Origin of the sequence: Myroides sp. JBRI-B21084 (assembly GCF_030545015.1) — a bacterium.
In the GTDB taxonomy this organism is placed as follows: Bacteria; Bacteroidota; Bacteroidia; order Flavobacteriales; family Flavobacteriaceae; genus Flavobacterium.
The window spans coordinates 705469-723486 of sequence record NZ_CP120653.1 but is presented as its reverse complement, the minus strand read 5'-3'; the positions used below and the strand labels follow the sequence as shown (position 1 = coordinate 723486).

Genomic DNA, 18018 nt, shown 5'->3' with positions numbered 1-18018 from the left:
TTAAAAATTATAAATCAAACCAATACTTAGCAATTGTTTAAACTGAACGCGTGGTCCTTCGGTAATTTGTTCATTATTTACAGTGCGTTTATTTTTAATATCGTCGTCATAAATTAAGTGTCCGCCCAAAGTAGCTTTTAACAAACTGTTAATTTTCATTTCAAACTGTAATTGCCAATCAATATCAACATTACCAAATTTATTCAAATAATCGGTATAAAGAGTTACATTATTTTTTAAATTAACATTTTTCATAATGTTTTTATTCCATTCTGTAGTAAACAAAAAACCCAATTCGTTTCTAGATTTTTTACCGGCATGCAATAAATTTCCATTGTCATCAAAAACTGCACTTTCAACACCAAAAGCACCACTATTTGCTAAATCATTATCTAAAACTAAAGTAGATTTTAAAGTTAATGGCGAAATATATGCTTTAAAATTATTTTTAAAATATTCAGATCCTATCCCTACAAAAACATAAGCAGGGGCAAATGTTCGTGAAATAGGTTTTTCAACATTTGGATACGCGTAACCCTTTGCAATTTGCGTATTTATGGTAACTTTTGCTGAATAATACCAATTAGATTTTACCGAAGATTTGTATCCAAATGATGAATTTATATTAAAAACATCATCGGTTTTACGTAATTCTAGGTTTTCTTGTTTATTTAAGCCATAACGCACTTTTAATTCATTAATCCAAACGGTACGACCTTTTTCATATTTACGCGTAAAATCGCCTTTAATAATACCCGAAACCGAACTAAAACCACCGGCATTCCAGTTAGAAAAAGTACCTTGGTTAATATCTAATCCTAATGAATTTGTTTTTTGCCAAAAACTCATTTCCGAACGTATGGGTGAAAGTTTATCGTATAAAAGTACAGAATTTGCACGTGGCGAACGGTCGTAAACCAATCCGGTTGGTTTTGGAACCAAAAAATAGGTTAAATTTTTATATTTATTACGTTTTGTAACTTCAAAAGTAGATAACACTACTTGCTGAACTTCGCTTGATTTTATGTTTGTTAAAACCGAATCTTGTAAAACCATTTTGGGTTCTACCGTTACTGGTTTCATGTAAAGCGTATCGTTTTTCTTTACAATGGTATCAAAAACCGAAAATTGTGTGCGATAAAACAACGGAATATTGTTTTTTGCATTTTTAAATTGTAAAGTATCTTTAGGCTGTGCAAAACCTAAAAATGGAATAAAAACAAAAAAAACAATTATTTTATAAAGATTCATTCACTAATTTTTTAAATTCTTTTTGCATTGATAAGAAATCTAAACCACATTGCTGGTATTGTTGTTCAACAGTTGCATGTTCAATAAAAGTATCGGGAACCCCCCAATTTATTACTTTAACTTTACAATTATTATTTAAAACAATATGGTTTATTAAGCTTCCAAACCCGCCATTTACTACACCCTCTTCAACAGTAATTATAGTTTTATAGGTTGATAATAGCTTTAAAATAGCAGATTCATTCAATGGTTTTATCTGTAAAAAATGGTAAACGGAAACTACTTCATTATCAAACAACAACGCTTGCAAAACAGTTTCTAAAATGGTTCCTGTAGAAAAAACAGCTATTTTATTTCCCTTTTTTATGGATTGAATTTTAGAAAAATCAACTAATTCAAAAGGTACTTGCCAATTTTCAATATTAGAATAACCACGTGGATACCTAACTGCAACAGGTTGCGAATGATTGTTTTGAAGATTAAATAAAACTTGTCGTAATTCAATTGCATTTTTTGGAGCCAAAATTTTAATATTTGGAATAGCTTGCAAATAAGCAATATCAAAAACTCCCTGATGTGTAGCGCCGTCTTCGCCTACTAAACCGGCTCTATCAATACAAAAAACAACCGGAATGTTTTGCAAAGCTACATCATGAATTAATTGATCATAAGCACGTTGTAAAAAGGTAGAATAAATAGCGCAAAAAACCGTAAAACCGTTTAATGCAATACCTGCGGCCAAAGTTACGGCATGTTGTTCTGCAATACCCACGTCTATTGCACGTTCTGGATAAACATCCATCATGTATTTTAATGAACTACCCGTAGGCATTGCGGGTGTAATTGCAAAAATATTTGGGTTTTGTTTAGCTAATTCTAACATTGTTAGTCCAAATACATCTTGATATTTTGTAAATTTCGGAGTATTTTTTATTAAAATATCACCTGTAATTTTATCAAACTTTCCTGGTGCATGATACAACACTTGGTTTTCTTCGGCTTGTTTTAAACCTTTGCCTTTTGTAGTAACAATATGCAAAAATTGCGGACCGTTTTTAGCTTTTAATTTTTGAAGTTGAGCTATTAATACTTTTAAATCGTGCCCATCAATTGGACCCGCATATTTAAAATTTAAAGCCTTTATTATATTATTCGTATTGGTTTTTTTTCCTTGCTTAACTTGCATTAAATAACTTTTTAACGCACCTACACTAGGATCAATACCAATAGCATTATCGTTTAAAATTACAATTAAATTTGCATTAGCAACTCCTGCATGGTTCATAGCTTCAAAAGCCATACCCGAAGCTATAGACGCATCGCCAATTATAGCTACATGTTGTGTTTGGGTTTCGCCTTTTAATTTGCTAGCTATAGCCATACCTAATGCTGCTGAAATTGATGTAGAGGAGTGCCCAACTCCAAATGCATCAAATTCACTTTCAGAAATTTTAGGAAAACCACTGATACCGTTTTGTTGCCTATTGGTAACAAATGCATCTTTACGGCCGGTTAAAATTTTGTGAACATAAGCTTGGTGCCCAACATCCCAAACTAATTTATCAATAGGGGTATCAAATACATAATGCAATGCTATTGTTAACTCTACAACACCTAAACTAGCGCCTAAATGCCCACCGTTTACCGAAACAACATCAATAATAAATCTTCTTATTTCGGTAGCTAATTGCGTAAGCTGATCTAAATTTTTAGATTTTAAATCGGCCGGAAATGCAATTGTTGGTAAGATAGCGTTCATTAGTAGTTAGATTATGAAGCAAATTTACAATAATATCTTATTTTTGATGAATTAATTACCATTTAGAAATGATATTAAGCCATGAATATTACATGCAAATTGCTTTAAACGAAGCAAAAGAAGCTTTTAGTAAAGATGAAATTCCTATTGGAGCTGTTATTGTTGCAAACGACAGAATTATTGCTAAAACACATAACCTTACCGAAAGTTTAAACGATGTCACTGCACATGCTGAAATGCAAGCCATTACAGCAGCAGCTAATACCATTGGTGGTAAATATTTAAAAAACTGCACCATGTATTTAACAGTTGAACCTTGCCAAATGTGTGCTGGAGCGCTTTATTGGAGTCAGATTTCTAAAATTGTAATTGGCGCACAAGATAACAAACGTGGTTTTACGATTATGGGCGGCAAATTACACCCAAAAACCGAAGTAATTTATGGTGTTTTAGAAAACGAATGTAGTGCTTTAATGCAAGACTTTTTTAGAAAAAAAAGATAAAGCTGTTTAGAAAAATAAATAATTGTTCTAAACAGCTTTATCTATTAAAAGCGATATCCTAATGAAAGTTGCATAACGCGATTTTTCCAATCAACATCAGGTTGTTCAATAACATTTGTTAAACCTGCGTTGTAACGGGCAGAAATCATAAAATCTAAAGGTAAATTAATACTTAAACCTACGTTTACCGAGAAATCAAACTCATTAAATTTTGGACTTTCAGGGTATAAATCAGCAAATTTCATTTTTGATTCTGTTAAAAATCCAGCTTGTGGACCAGCTTCAATGGCAATACCGTTTGTTAAATAATATTTAAACATTAAAGGCACGTTTATATATTTTAAATTAAAATCATGCTCAATGGTAGTATTCTCAAAATTCACATTCCACTTACCTCCTTCAGATGAATAATAAACTTCGGGTTGTATCGCAAATTTATTAAAACGCACTTCTGCAAATAAACCCAAATGATAACCGTTTAACGAATTGTTATCGTGGAAATCCTCCCAACTTTTACCTTCTAATTTAGCACTGTTGTAACCAAATTTAGGTCCAAATTTAAAATCTTGTGCATTGGCAGCAGTATTTACAGACAAAGCTGTAAAAAGCGCTAGAGAAACTTTAATTAACTTTTTCATATACAATAGCTTTTATTTATTATAATCAAATTTTAAACCAAAGCCGAAGTTATTAAAAATAACATATATACGCTATTTAAGATTTGGGAAATTTGTCCATTTTTTCTACAAAAATTAATAATAGGCAACAAAAAAACCCTAAAAGCTATTGCTTATAGGGCTTTAAAATATTATTTACTTTGTAGAATTAAAACTTGTAACCTACAGAAACTTGAATTACACCGTTTTTAATATCAGCAGCTTCAACAGTTATCTGATTACCACCAACATTTTCAGTATAATCTTTTTCAATTGTAGATAAGCCTAGGTTATAACGTGCGCCAACAAAGAAACCACTTTCCATGTTAAAACTTGCTCCCAATCCTAAACCAAAGTCAACAGAGTTTAATTCATCTTTAATATCTTCATCAAACTCTTCAGTCATACCTGCAGCTTTAACCGAACCTTTAGAATTAGCAGATGCTAAAAATCCAACGTAAGGACCTGCTTCAACAGCAAAATTATCAGTTATGAAATACTTTGCCATAATTGGCACATTGATATAGTTTAGCTTTGCATCTGCTTCTGCAGAGTAAGTAACACCCATCATTGTTTCAGAATACTCCGTTTTTGAACCTTGTGCAGAATACAAAATCTCAGGTTGAATTGCGAATTTGTCGTTAAATTTAATCTCTGCAAATCCCCCGATGTGAAAACCAATTAACATTTTGGTATTTTCAACATCACCATTTAAGTTTGCAAAGTTAACCCCTGCTTTAGGTCCAAATTTAACTTCTTGTGCAATAGCGCTTGTAGAAAACGCAAGTAAGCCTAAAAGGCTTAATGTAATTTTTTTCATAAATTAAGTTTTAAATTTTTGTTCTTAACAAATATAATATTTTTTAAATAAAAACAAAATTTAATTTTAAATTCACAAATTAGTGCAAAAAAAAAGCCGAAAATACATTCGGCTTTTATTCTATTTGGTTTCCTTGTTTATCAAAAAAATGATATTCTAAATAAGTATACGCATCGCGCGGTATAATTTTAATCCAGCGTTTGTGTTCAAACAGCCATTTATTTCTAACAGAAGGAAAACCTTTTGTTAAATACGCAGCAATAAAGGGATGCGCATTTAAAACCACACTTTTGTGATCTTTTATAATTCGTTCTAAGTCAGCCGATATTTTATCAATAACTAAAATAGGAGCCTCTATTTCGCCCTCGCCGTTTATGTCGGGGTTTTCTTCTTTTGTTTTGATAGAAACTTCGGGTCTAACGCGTTGTCTAGTAATTTGAATTAGTCCAAATTTACTAGGGGGCAAGATTTTGTGTTTTGCTTTGTCATCGCTCATTTCTTCTTTTAGGAAATCGTATAAAACTTTACGATTATCTGGGTTATTCATATCGATAAAATCAACAACAATAATCCCACCCATATCGCGCAATCTTAACTGACGTGCAATTTCTGATGCTGCGATCATATTCACTTCAAGAGCCGTATCCTCTTGAGATTGAGCTTTGTTAGAGCGGTTTCCACTGTTTACATCAATAACATGTAAGGCTTCGGTATGTTCTATAATAAGGTAGGCTCCTTTACTCATAGATACGGTTTTACCAAAGGAAGTTTTTATTTGTCGTTCAATATTATATTTTTCGAACAACGGCACTTCTTTATTGTTATAATGTTTTACAATAGAAACTTTAGAAGGCGCTATTTCTTGCAAATAGTCCTTAGTTTGGTAGTACAACTCTTCGTCATCAATATAAATTCCTGTAAAGGTATCGTTAAAAACATCGCGTAATATACTTGATGCTCTGTTAACTTCGCCAAAAACTTTTGATGGATGATGAGCTGTAGTTAAGCGTTTACAAAGCATTACCCATTTATCAATAAGGCTTTGCAAGTCTTTTTCTAATTCGGTAACATTTTTACCTTCGGCTACTGTACGTACAATAACTCCAAATCCTTTTGGTTTAATGGTTAACATCATTTTTTTAAGACGATCTTTTTCTTGTTTTGATTCTATTTTTTGCGAAATAGAAACTCTTTCAGAAAAAGGAACCAACACCAAATAGCGGCCTGCTAAAGAAAGTTCTGAACTTATTCTAGGACCTTTGGTTGATATAGGTTCTTTAACTATTTGAACTAAAACAGATTGATTGGCACTTAACACATCGGTTATCACGCCATTTTTATCTATTTCTTCATCAAAAGGAAGTTTTTTAAGAGTGAAATCATTTAATTTACCTGTAGTTACAAGTTTGGTGAATTTCATTAAAGTAGGAAGGTTTGGACCTAAATCGTGGTAATGTAAAAAGGCGTCTTTATCAAAGCCTACATTTACAAATGCTGCGTTTAGACCAGGTACGGGTTTACGGATTTTGGCTATAAAAATATCACCAACCGAAAAACCTTTTTCGTCTTCTCTATCTCTGTGAAGTTCAATTAATTTTCCATCTTTTAATAAGGCAAAATCTACTGTATTGGAACCAGACCTAATAATTAACTCTTTGTTCACGTTGTACATTTTTATCCATTTGCAATAAAGCAAACAGATGGATTAAACATTTAAACAGGTAGTACCCGGTTACTTTTAAATGGTATATTTAAAAGGTTTTTCAAAGAACTTTTTAATTTGAAATAAAAGAAAAAGTAGTTTAAAACTACTTTTTCTTTTTGTGACGATTAGCTCTCGCTCTTTTCTTACGTTTGTGCGTTGCTACCTTATGTCTTTTTCTTTTTTTACCACTTGGCATAATCTTGTAGTTTTTAAGTTAGTAATTATTTTACGTCTGTGTTTGTTTTAACACCTTCTACAAACACTTTAGCTGGTTTAAAAGCTGGAATGTTGTGAGCAGGGATTTTTATTGTTGTATTTTTAGATATATTACGACCTGTTTTTTCAGCTCTAGTTTTTATTATAAAGCTACCAAAACCTCTTAAATATACGTTATCTCCACTTTCTAAAGAAGATTTTACTTCCTCCATAAAAGATTCCACAGTTGCCTGCACATCACCTTTCTCAAGCCCTAATTTCTCTGAAATTTTAGCTACAATGTCTGCTTTAGTCATTATCTTTTTGTAAATTAATTTGTTGTCTGTTTTTTGAGTTTGCAAATATATTAATTTTATTATAAAATATACATTTCAAACCATTAAATTTTAAACTAATAGATTATTAATCTATTTTTTTTCTTTACAAAACTTGTTTTTCAATGTAAGATGAGTTCATTGCTCTTAATGCGCCCATATAATTTAATGAAAATTCTAGATAATCACCTACTTTGTAATTTTTAACATTTGTTTGTAAATCTACAACAATCATATCAGAACTTGCACCAAAAAAACGAATATTAGTATCTTTTGGAAAAATATTTGATTGATCTACATCTAAAATCCCTAAATCTAAAATGGCTCTAAACGATTTTTTTCCAATTTCTTTTTCATTAAAAGAAAAAGATTTCCCTTCTAGGTTTGTTCCAAAATCACCTTCGGGTACCATAGGTTTTTCAATTAATTCTATAATTTCGGCCTTTAAAGTAAATACATCTTGTTTTAATAAATTACTTGGGGTATCGTTATAAACATTGGTTCCTTGGTAAAGGGTTTCTCCTACTCTAAAATGATTTATACTTTGTGGTAGTTTATTTTGAAAAATAAGGGGTATGGTTACTGATGAACCTCCAGAAACGTATTTTATTTTTTTCTTAAATGTTGCTTCAATTAATTGTTTGTATAAGGAAAGTTGAATAAGCTTATCGGCACTTGGCAGCACCCCGTATAAACATGAAAGATTTGCACCTATACCAACAACTTCAATATTTTTTAAACGAAACACCTGATCGTAGAACGATATTACGTTTTCACGCATCACTCCTTCGCGCAATTCGCCCAATTCTATCATTATGATAATTTTGTGAATTTTATTTTGCTTTTGAGCTTCTTGCGATAGTGCTTTTATAGTATTTATGTTGGTATTCATACTTATATCAGCATATTTTACAACAGAAGCAACTGATCTTTTAGGTGTTGGCTTAATGTAAATAGTTTCAACCTTTGGGTTTATTTCTTTTATTGCTTTTAGATTACTAACGCGTGAATCACATACTTGGTTTGGTTGTAAATTTAATACTTCGGTTAAAAATAATTTATTACCACACAACATTTTGGTAACTATTGACCATTGAATGTTTTTTTGTTTAAAAAAATATTCTAACCGCTCAAAGTTATAATTTAAACGCTTTTTGTGTAATGTTATTACTGCCATAACAATTACTTATTTAAACGCATTTCTAAATATTTATTTGTAAAACCTAATTTTTCGTATAATTTTCTTGCGGGGTTATCAGGCTCAACATGTAAAGCTATGTTTCCATTTGCATTTTCTATAGCATGTTGCATTAAAGTTTTACCAATTCCTTTACCACGTTGGTTGGCATCGGTTGCAATGTAAACCAAAATATTTTCGGGAATATAATCTTTCATACCCGTTTCGTTTACAATTACTGCACCTACAAGTTCATTGTTTAATAAAGCTGTTACTACAAAACCTCCGAAAGAAGGCGTTTCTTTTAAAGCATAATCCATACATTTTTTTATGTCTTGTAATGGATCTCCGTATTGCTCTAAATTTTTGTGTAAGAAGTTAAGTATGTTTTCTTTTTCATTTAAATTGGGTTTGTTCTCTTGACTATAAGTCTTGATTTTTAACATAATTAGATTTTTTGTTTCTACTTTACACAAAGTTACTCATTTTAAATTAAATGCTTTTTTTAGCTAAAAACACAAGCAATAAACTACTTTTGTGCAAGAAAACAAACAACATGAATTTTACCGAGAGGCTTTTAATTTGGTATACAAAAAACAAACGTGATTTACCGTGGCGAAACACCACAAACCCTTATTATATATGGCTTTCTGAAATTATTTTACAGCAAACCCGAGTTGAACAAGGCAAACCGTACTATGAAGCTTTTACAAAAAAATTTCCCACATTAAAAGATTTAGCCACAGCTAACGAAGATGCTGTTTTAAAACTTTGGCAAGGTTTAGGGTATTATTCTAGAGCACGTAATTTACACGCTGCAGCAAAACACATTTTTTACAACTTAAACAACACTTTTCCAAAACACTATAGCCAAATAATTGAACTAAAAGGCATTGGCCCTTATACCGCTGCTGCAATTGCATCGTTTGCATTTAAAGAACCTATTGCCGTTGTAGATGGAAATGTTTTTAGAGTTTTATCTCGATTTTTTGGTATTTATAATGACACCGCCTTATCAAAAAATCGAGCCGTTTTTCAAAATCTTGCAAACGAGTTAATTTCAAAACAACATCCCGATTTATTTAACCATGCCATTATGGATTTTGGTGCAACAGTTTGTTTACCCATAAATCCTAAATGTGAAACGTGCGTTTATAATAAAAACTGCTATGCGTATTTAAAAAATGAAACAGCGGTTTTACCTGTAAAAACCAAAAAAATCACTGTAAAAAATCGTTATTTTCATTATTTATTAGTTCAACAAAACAATAAAATTGCCATACAACAACGCACAAAAAAAGACATTTGGCAACATTTATACGAATTGCCTTTAATTGAAACTTTAATAAACGATGAAGGTTCTATTCATGATCAATTACAAACCTTATATCCATCATCATTTATAAAAAAAATCAACCAAACAGCTATAAAACATAAACTATCGCATCAACAATTGCATATAAATTTCTATAGTATAGAAACCAAAAACACAATTGAAAACTTAAACATGGTTGCTACTAACAGTTTAGAAAACTACGCTTACCCTATTGTAATTTGGAATTTTTTAAAAGATTTTTTTAAGCTTGAAAAAAATTAGTACTTTTGATTTATAAGTATTTATAAAATGTACGGAACTTTAAACAAAGTAACTTTAATTGGTCATTTAGGCGATGAAGTAAAAATTCACTATTTCGAGGGCGGCAATTCTGTGGCGCGCTTTTCAATTGCTACAAATGAAGTGTACATAAATAAAGCAACAAACGAAAAAATTACGTCAACAGAATGGCACAATTTAGTTTTTAAAAACAAAGCTGCCGAATTGTGTGAAAAATTTTTAAGCAAAGGCGATAAAATTTACGTTGAAGGCAAAATACGCACTCGCCACTGGCAAACCGAAGACGGTAACACCAAACACACAACCGAAATTCAGGTAACAGAATTTATATTTTTAACAATTAAAAAAGATATCGATTCTAAAACCAAGGCTATGAAACACACTGATGACGACCGTTTAAGTAATTTTGAAATTCCGAAAATTGCAGATTACGACAAATTGAATGATATACCTTTTTAACCATTAAATTTTAACCCTTTGGACCCCGACCCCGCCACATCACAACTGCTTTTTTTATCAATAACTATTGTTTGTATAGTAGGTTCGTTATATTTTGTAGCACTTTTTGCTGCTGCAGAAGTAGCTTATTTTTCTGCTTCAAAAAAACGTTTTGACGAACTTTCGTATCAATTTCCAAAAAAAACAAAACTATACCAAAAACTACTAAGTAAGCCACTGCAATTACAAGCTACTATTAACTTTAGCAATGCACTTTTTAAAGTTGTTTTTTTATGTAGTATTTTTACGCTGTATAACCATTTTTTTTACACAACATTTATAGGTATTTGTATTTTATTTGCAATTGCAAGCTTTTTATTGGCTTTAATCGGCGAAATTTACCCTAGAATTTACAGCGCACAAAAACAAAACAAAGTTGTAATTACCACTTTAAACACCATTTATTTCTTTACCATTATACTTTGGCCATTTACTTGGATTTTTAAAAAAGCAAACCGTTTTTTAATTGGTAAAATCGATAAAAAAGAACATTCGTTTTCTATGGAACAACTATCACAAGCCTTAGAAATGACCGATTACAACCCAACTAACGAAGATGAACAAAGAATTTTAGAAGGAATTGCATCGTTTGGCTCAACCGAAGTTACCCAAGTAATGACTCCACGTATTGACTTGTTTGCCCTTAATATTGACGAACTTTATCACGAAATTCTACCTCAAATTATAGAAAAAGGCTATTCACGCATACCCGTTTACAAAGAAAGCATTGATCACATTGTTGGGATTTTATATATTAAAGATTTAATTCCGTTTTTAGACAAAAAAGCCTTTCAATGGTCAAGTTTAATGCGCGAACCTTATTTTATACCCGAAAGTAAAAAACTAGACGATTTATTAACCGATTTTCAATCAAACAAAAACCATTTAGCTGTTGTTGTTGATGAATTTGGCGAAACAGTTGGCGTGGTTACTTTAGAAGATATTATTGAAGAAATTGTAGGCGAAATTGCCGATGAATTAGATGAAGACGAAAAATTGTATCAAAAATTAAACGCAAATGTTTATATATTTGACGGTAAAATTTCGATAATAGATTTTTGTAGAATTTTAGATATTAACGACGAACCTTTTGAAGAAAACAGAAAAGATGCCGAATCGTTAGGTGGATTTATTTTAGAACAATTAGAAGATTTTCCAAAAATTAACGATGTTTTTAATTTTGAAAATTACACCTTTAAAATTGTAAACATTCACAAACGCAGATTAGAAAAAATTAAAGTAACCATAAATGAAAATAGTTAAATTTATATACGCAACCACGTTGGTTTTATTAATAAGCAGTTGTAAAAACGATGCCATACCAAAACCCGATGCTTTTTTAAGTTTAGAATACCCAACTGCAACCTACGCCAGTTACACACACCCAAATTGTAATTTTAAATTTAACAAAAACACCAACGCAACTATTAAACCCGAAGAAGCTTGTTCTTTTAAAATTGATTATCCTAAAATGAAAGCAAGCATCTACATGAATTACCGTCCGGTAAACAACAACTTAATGTTGCTTTTAAAAGATGCACAAAAACTAACGTACAACCACACCATAAAAGCAGACGATATTCAAGAATCGGTTTTTGAACACCCTGAAAAAAAAGTGTATGGTATGTTTTACCGCGTAATTGGCGATGCTGCCACAAACGTACAGTTTTACGCTACCGATAGTACTAAAAACTTTGTTGTTGGCACTTTATATTTTTATGCAAAACCAAACTTCGATTCTATTTATCCTGCTACAAAATATATTGAAGACGATATGAAAAAAATAATGGAAACCTTAGAATGGACCAACAATTAATAAAAAAACTCTTGATTTCTCAAGAGTTTTTTTTGTGTTATATAACATTTAACTTAGTAGCAGTTGCGTCTTTTTTATCTTTACTGCAACATCCACCTTTTTTCTTTTTACTTTTTTTATCAGAACAAGACTTTTCGTCTTTTTTATCTGTAGAGCATGATTTTCCTTCTTTTTTAGACGAACAACATTTTTTTTGTTCAGTTTTATCATCCTGAAAAACCATTGCCATTTCTTTAGCAACAGTTAAATTTTCAACTTTGTAAGCACCCTCAGCAATTTCTTCAACCATTTTTTTAATTGCATCTGGATTTTGTTTAGCATCGTCAAATTCAACAGTAGCCGTTTTCGAATCAAAATCAACAGTAGCTGCTTTCACACCTTCCATTTTCGCTAATTTCCCTTCAATAACTTTAGCACAACCTACCGCGCAAGACATTCCTTCTACCTGAAAAGTAGCTTTTTGCATGGTTCCACTTACTTCAGCACTAGAAACTTGTTCTGTAGCTTCAGTAGTTTTTTCAGTTTGCTCTTTTGCTGTTTGGTTACAACTTACCATAAAAGCTGCAGCCATAAATAATAACGATATTCCTTTCAATTTCTTCATATTTAAACAATTTAGTTTAATGCAAATATATTATTTATTTCAAAACTAATAAGTAATTAACTGAATTTTAAGAACTAAAACTATTTATTAAAATAAAAACCCTTCCTGCGCACAAACGCTTGTCCCAAGTTCCTTTATTCATAAGTGGTTGCTTATAGCAGCTATTTGTTAAAAACCGACTTTTACGCCTTACATTCAATTATAAATCATTTTAAAGTAAAGTAGTTAACCTATTTCATAAATGTACATTTAATAACGTTACAGGTGACGGCAAAGTACAAGCGTAGTGCGGGATTAGAAGTACTTCACTTTAGGTTTACCACTATGTTTGTTAATATTCATTTACTTTATATTTAGCACAAAAGCCCGCATTACGCTTATACAATGTTGTAGCAAGTACTTTGTCAGAACAGACTGTCAGGATATTTGTCAATTTCTTTTTCTGCTTGTTCACTTTTAGCTTGCTCAATTTGTTTTATTATAGATTTAGTTTCTCGGTATTCTTGTGCCTCTGGAATTTTAATAAAGTCAACTTCTTTGTCGTATTTCTCTTTTATAACGTTTTCAATTTCCTCTAATGTTACTCTGAAATATTCTTTTCGATAGTTAACTTTGTTAATTCTTCTGTCATCAAATTCTTTTTGTAATAGATTCTCTAGTTCAGGTGCATTATCTGTAAAAATTAAAGCGTGTAAATCAAATCGAAATGGAACAGAAGCATCTCCTAATTCTCGAACTCTATCCAACGGTTCTAGTCTTCGAGTCATTCCAATTTTATAAATATTTTCTCCAAATGAACCAATATTTGAAATAATATAAACGTGACCAGATTTAGTTTCTTGAGCTCGTGAAATTGCTCTTTCTTTTGCTTCGTGGGCTTCTTTTAAGCTTTGTTGTAAGTGTACAATCTGTTGGTTTAATTTATCTAATTCTTCGCCACTAACTAACCCTAATTCTTTTTGTGCCATTTCTAACGCCTTTTGAAATCTTTTTTCTTCAAGTTCAGCTTCTTTTGCAGCTTTTTCAAATTCTCTCTGCGCTCGTTCTTCCTCTCTTTGCTCTTCCCGTATTGTTCTTTCCTCTTCTTTTTCTTGATATTTTTTGTGTTCTAATTCATATGCTAAATGAAGTTCATCTAATTTTAATTTCAAATATTCATCTGTAATACGAACATCATTGGATTGTCCAAGTTTATTAATAGCATTGAATGCTTTAATTATTCTTTCTTCAAATCTTTTAACGTTATTCCATTTTACTTTTGTAGTTAGAGTATCACATTCTCCATTAAATGCTCTTAAAGTTAAATTTATATAACGACTAGTCATAATCTCGCCTTGTTTTCGGCTGTTTCCGACTGTCCAATTAGTAGAACAAACACAAGCATTTCCTTCTTTGATTAATTCCTTTTGTTTAGTAACAATTTTTGTTAATTCTTCTTTGTATTTCTCTGAAGTATCATAATCTAAAATTGGGTCATAAATACCAAGTTCTATAAATTCAAGGTCATTTTGGTATAGCTTAATATCTCTTTCTAATTCTTTGAAAATTGATTTTGCTTCTATATATCTATCATTTAGGTTAAAAGCTTTTATATGGATTTCATTCAATTCTTTTTGTTCAGTTTCTTTTGAACTTTTGAGTTTTTCAATTTCTAGATTCAGAGAATGTAAATTGTTAAGACTGTCATTGAATGATTTTGCAGTATTTGTTAATTCATTCAATTCTCTTTGTTCAGTTTCTTTTGAACTTTTGAGTTTTTCAATTTCTAGATTCAGAGAATGTAAATCGCTAAGACTGTCATTGAATGATTTTGCAGTATTTGTTAATTCATTCAACTCTTTTTGTTCAGTTTCTTTTGAACTTTTGAGTTTTTCAATTTCTAGATTCAGAGAATGTAAATCGTTAAGACTGTCATTGAATGATTTTGCAGTATTTGTTAATTCATTCAATTCTATGTTTTTGTTTTCAATCTCTTTCTCTATTGATACAATTCCGTTGTACTTATTTAAGTCAGTATTTAGTTTATCATATTCTTTTGTTTTTTGTTCTATTTCCGATTTTAGATTTTTTTTAACCTTAATAAAGTTCAAAACTGTTAGGATTAGTGCAATTCCTAAAACTAGTATAACTATTATTAATCCTAATTCCATAATTTTCGGTTTGGTTTTTTAGTATTTGCTACAACGGGGCGGCTGCTTTGCGAAGTTCTTTTTTCGAGCTTGCTCGGAGAAAGGATTTAGCAAAATCGCATGATGTGCGAAGTTCGCGAAGCGACAAGCGCATCGTGCGGTGTAGCCGCCGCCCCGATGTGGCGAAAGGAGCGTAAGCGGATTTCGCCACATCGATTAAGGCTTTGCGTTCGGGCGGGAAATCGAAGCCGAAACGCTGAGCTAATGTACAAATTTCAATAGAATTACAAATGTTGAGTTTTGCGCTTCAGCCCGCCTGACGCAAAACCCTTGTTAGCTGTGGTTTTTTATTTCACGTTCATTGTCATTGTTAAATTGTCAAAATATTTTCCATCTTGTTTAAAAAAATTTTTCATTATTCCGTTTTCTTCAAATCCGATTTTACGATACAAACCTAATCCTAATTCGTTGTCAGTGTATACTTGAAGCCAAAGTAGTTCAAGTATTGAATTTTCTTTTGCCCATTCAATTGCTAATTTTAACAATGCTGTTCCAAGTCCTGTATTTCTCCATTCTTTCAGCATTCCCATTCCAATTACTGCGGTATGTTCCATAATCTTTCTTCGGTTGCCTGTTAAATCAATATTTCCGACTATCTCATTGTCAAATTCAGCGATTAGAAGCAAAGAATTTTCGTTTGTCAAAAAGTAATTAATCCACTCTTTTTCTTGTTCAATTGTAAGTTTAATTTCTTGTTCTAGTTTTGGAATATATTCGCTTTGTGGAACATATATTTTTATACAATTGAGTAGCTTTTCCGCATCATCAATTTCTGCTTGTCTAATTGTTACAGTTTTTTGATTTTTAAGTGTCAATATTTGTTGTTTGAATTTTTGCATCGTCGTTGGTTAAAATCACAGCTAACTCTCAAATATACGCAATTAACATTTGTAAATAGTTGTAAATGTTTACAAATAGCTGTTGATAATGTTATTCATAAAAATTTTTAAATCTGCAATTGGTATTTTAGTAACCGTTTCTAACACTTTATCATCATCAAATTTAATCATCAAAACACCTTTGTTACTTCTTCATATCCAACTTGTTTTATATCAAATTTGATATTTTCAAGCATAAATTCCTTTACATTATCTTTAAACCAATAGTAATCTACAACGTATGTCAACTTTGTAAATCGGTTGCAAAAAGTAAATAAAAAAAAACCCTAACTTTTAACAAGTCAGGGTTTTTGTGCGGGTGATAGGACTCGAACCTACACACCTTGCGGCACCAGATCCTAAGTCTGGCGTGTCTACCAATTTCACCACACCCGCGGCTTTAGGAAGAACTTACTGTTCTTTTAAGACGTTGCAAATATACAAATGCTTTTTTATTCTGCAACAAAAAAACATTAAATTTTTATAGCTATATTTGTTCGTAAACATTACAAATCAATTAAATTACATAATGGATCTAATAAAAAATTACGTTCAACAAAACAAGGAACGCTTTATAAATGAACTTGTTGACTTATTAAAAATACCATCGGTTAGTGCAGACAGCGCCTACTCACAAGACGTTTTAAACACTGCCGAAAAAGTAAAAGATTTTTTAGAAAAAGCAGGTTGTGACAAAGTAGAATTATGTGAAACACCTGGTTACCCTATTGTTTATGCCGAAAAACACGTTGATGCTAGCTTACCAACCGTACTTGTGTACGGGCATTACGATGTACAACCAGCCGACCCAATTGAACTTTGGGATTCGCCCCCTTTTGAACCTGTAATTAAAAAAACAGAAATTCACCCTGAAGGTGCCATTTTTGCACGTGGTGCTTGTGATGATAAAGGGCAAATGTTTATGCATGTTAAAGCCCTTGAATTAATGATGCAAACCAACACTTTGCCTTGTAACGTAAAATTTATGATTGAAGGTGAAGAAGAAGTAGGTTCGGCATCGTTGGCATGGTTTGTTGAAAGAAATCAAGAAAAATTAAAAAATGATGTTATTTTAATATCTGATACCGGAATGATTTCTAATACGCAACCTTCTATCACTACTGGTTTGCGTGGTTTAAGTTATGTTGAGGTAGAAGTTACTGGCCCTAACCGCGATTTACATTCGGGATTATACGGTGGTGCAGTTGCCAACCCAATTAACATTCTTACAAAAATGATTTCGTCGTTACATGATGAAAACAACCACATTACCATTCCTGGTTTTTACGATAAGGTTGAAGAATTATCAAAAGAAGAACGCGATGAAATGGGCAAACGTCCTTTTTCGTTAGACGATTATAAAAAAGCCCTAGATATTAAAGAAGTTCATGGCGAAACTGGCTACACTACCAATGAACGCAACTCTATAAGACCAACTTTAGACGTGAATGGAATTTGGGGCGGTTACACTGGCGAAGGTGCTAAAACGGTAATTCCATCAAAAGCATTTGCTAAAATTTCAATGCGTTTGGTTCCAAACCAAGATTGGGAAGAAATTACCGAATTGTTTAAAAAGCATTTTGAAAGTATTGCACCTGCATCGGTTAAAGTTGTGGTAAAACCACATCACGGTGGACAAGGTTACGTTACCCCTATTGATTTTGTTGGATACCAAGCAGCAGCTAAAGCGTATAACGATACATTTGGCGTAGCACCAATACCTGTACGTTCGGGCGGAAGTATTCCTATTGTGGCTTTGTTTGAAAAAGAATTAAAGTCTAAAACAATTATGATGGGCTTTGGTTTGGATTCTGATGCGATACATTCACCTAACGAACATTATGGCATTTTTAATTATTTAAAAGGTATTGAAACCATTCCATTATTCTTTAAATATTTCACTGAAATGTATAAGTAATTAACTGTTATAAAAATATGTATTAACTAATTTTATTTACCTTTTTTTAGAATTAGTTAATACATATTACTAAAATAATTAATTTTAAAATGTTATAAA

At 31.5% G+C, this 18018-nt stretch carries 17 protein-coding genes and 1 tRNA gene; 6 read left to right on the top strand and 12 right to left on the bottom strand.

The genetic code is table 11. The features are described from left to right. Together P3875_RS03535 and P3875_RS03530 are read right to left on the bottom strand one after the other, a co-directional pair. A complete protein-coding gene (locus tag P3875_RS03535; protein ID WP_303444877.1) occupies nt 1-1251 on the bottom strand; it encodes a DUF3078 domain-containing protein in 1251 nt (416 codons plus the stop codon). Then, nucleotides 1238-3010, bottom strand: a complete 1773-nt coding sequence (locus P3875_RS03530; RefSeq protein ID WP_303444876.1) for a 1-deoxy-D-xylulose-5-phosphate synthase — start codon at nt 3008-3010, stop codon at nt 1238-1240. Before P3875_RS03530 ends, P3875_RS03535 begins: the two co-directional genes overlap by 14 nt. 68 nt (nt 3011-3078) lie before the next feature. On the opposite strand from P3875_RS03530, the gene P3875_RS03525 reads away from it, so the two are divergent. Further along, on the top strand, nt 3079-3513 hold the full coding sequence (locus P3875_RS03525) for a nucleoside deaminase (RefSeq protein ID WP_303444874.1): 435 nt from the start codon (nt 3079-3081) through the stop codon (nt 3511-3513). A gap of 44 nt (nt 3514-3557) precedes the next feature. Here P3875_RS03525 and P3875_RS03520 read toward each other — a convergent pair whose 3' ends face one another. From P3875_RS03520 to P3875_RS03495, 6 genes are all read right to left on the bottom strand, one after another. Beyond that, nucleotides 3558-4151: a porin family protein gene (locus P3875_RS03520; RefSeq protein WP_303444873.1), complete on the bottom strand. Its 594-nt coding sequence runs from the start codon at nt 4149-4151 to the stop codon at nt 3558-3560. A gap of 187 nt (nt 4152-4338) precedes the next feature. Further along, complete coding sequence (locus tag P3875_RS03515) at nt 4339-4989, bottom strand: porin family protein (protein ID WP_303444872.1); 651 nt, start codon at nt 4987-4989, stop codon at nt 4339-4341. A gap of 115 nt (nt 4990-5104) precedes the next feature. Next, nucleotides 5105-6652 carry a ribonuclease E/G gene (locus P3875_RS03510; protein WP_303445416.1) on the bottom strand — a complete coding sequence of 516 codons (1548 nt, stop codon included), beginning with the start codon at nt 6650-6652 and terminating at the stop codon, nt 5105-5107. 263 nt (nt 6653-6915) lie between these two features. Then, the gene (locus tag P3875_RS03505) at nt 6916-7206 is read right to left on the bottom strand and encodes an HU family DNA-binding protein (protein WP_091517393.1); all 291 of its coding nucleotides are present in this window, start codon (nt 7204-7206) and stop codon (nt 6916-6918) included. A gap of 124 nt (nt 7207-7330) precedes the next feature. After that, entirely contained in the window at nt 7331-8401 is a 1071-nt protein-coding gene (locus P3875_RS03500; RefSeq protein WP_303444870.1) for an alanine racemase, read from the bottom strand. Between the two features lie 5 nt (nt 8402-8406). Further along, nucleotides 8407-8847 carry a GNAT family N-acetyltransferase gene (locus tag P3875_RS03495; protein ID WP_303444869.1) on the bottom strand — a complete coding sequence of 147 codons (441 nt, stop codon included), beginning with the start codon at nt 8845-8847 and terminating at the stop codon, nt 8407-8409. Nucleotides 8848-8957: 110 nt separating this feature from the next. On the opposite strand from P3875_RS03495, the gene mutY reads away from it, so the two are divergent. From mutY to gldD, 4 genes are read left to right on the top strand one after another with little or no spacing between them, the layout of a single operon-like run. Continuing rightward, nucleotides 8958-9998, top strand: a complete 1041-nt coding sequence (mutY, locus tag P3875_RS03490) for an A/G-specific adenine glycosylase (RefSeq protein WP_303444868.1) — start codon at nt 8958-8960, stop codon at nt 9996-9998. A gap of 27 nt (nt 9999-10025) precedes the next feature. After that, nucleotides 10026-10475: a single-stranded DNA-binding protein gene (locus tag P3875_RS03485; protein WP_303444867.1), complete on the top strand. Its 450-nt coding sequence runs from the start codon at nt 10026-10028 to the stop codon at nt 10473-10475. Nucleotides 10476-10493: 18 nt separating this feature from the next. Further along, nucleotides 10494-11777: a gliding motility-associated protein GldE gene (gene gldE, locus P3875_RS03480; protein ID WP_303444866.1), complete on the top strand. Its 1284-nt coding sequence runs from the start codon at nt 10494-10496 to the stop codon at nt 11775-11777. After that, on the top strand, nt 11764-12330 hold the full coding sequence (gene gldD / locus P3875_RS03475; RefSeq protein WP_303444865.1) for a gliding motility lipoprotein GldD: 567 nt from the start codon (nt 11764-11766) through the stop codon (nt 12328-12330). Before gldE ends, gldD begins: the two co-directional genes overlap by 14 nt. A 37-nt stretch (nt 12331-12367) precedes the next feature. On the opposite strand, the gene P3875_RS03470 is transcribed toward gldD, so the two are convergent. From P3875_RS03470 to P3875_RS03455, 4 genes are all read right to left on the bottom strand, one after another. Continuing rightward, nucleotides 12368-12934 carry a heavy-metal-associated domain-containing protein gene (locus P3875_RS03470; RefSeq protein ID WP_303444864.1) on the bottom strand — a complete coding sequence of 189 codons (567 nt, stop codon included), beginning with the start codon at nt 12932-12934 and terminating at the stop codon, nt 12368-12370. Nucleotides 12935-13338: 404 nt separating this feature from the next. Then, a complete protein-coding gene (locus P3875_RS03465; protein ID WP_303444863.1) occupies nt 13339-15084 on the bottom strand; it encodes a DUF4041 domain-containing protein in 1746 nt (581 codons plus the stop codon). A 326-nt stretch (nt 15085-15410) separates the two neighbouring features. Beyond that, nucleotides 15411-15962, bottom strand: coding sequence for a GNAT family N-acetyltransferase (locus P3875_RS03460; protein ID WP_303444862.1), 552 nt, complete (start codon nt 15960-15962; stop codon nt 15411-15413). A 353-nt stretch (nt 15963-16315) separates the two neighbouring features. Beyond that, a tRNA-Leu gene (locus P3875_RS03455) sits at nt 16316-16397 on the bottom strand. Between the two features lie 133 nt (nt 16398-16530). Between P3875_RS03455 and P3875_RS03450 the strand changes: the two genes are divergently transcribed. Beyond that, the gene (locus tag P3875_RS03450; protein WP_303444861.1) at nt 16531-17919 is read left to right on the top strand and encodes a dipeptidase; all 1389 of its coding nucleotides are present in this window, start codon (nt 16531-16533) and stop codon (nt 17917-17919) included. Nucleotides 17920-18018 lie beyond the last annotated feature (99 nt).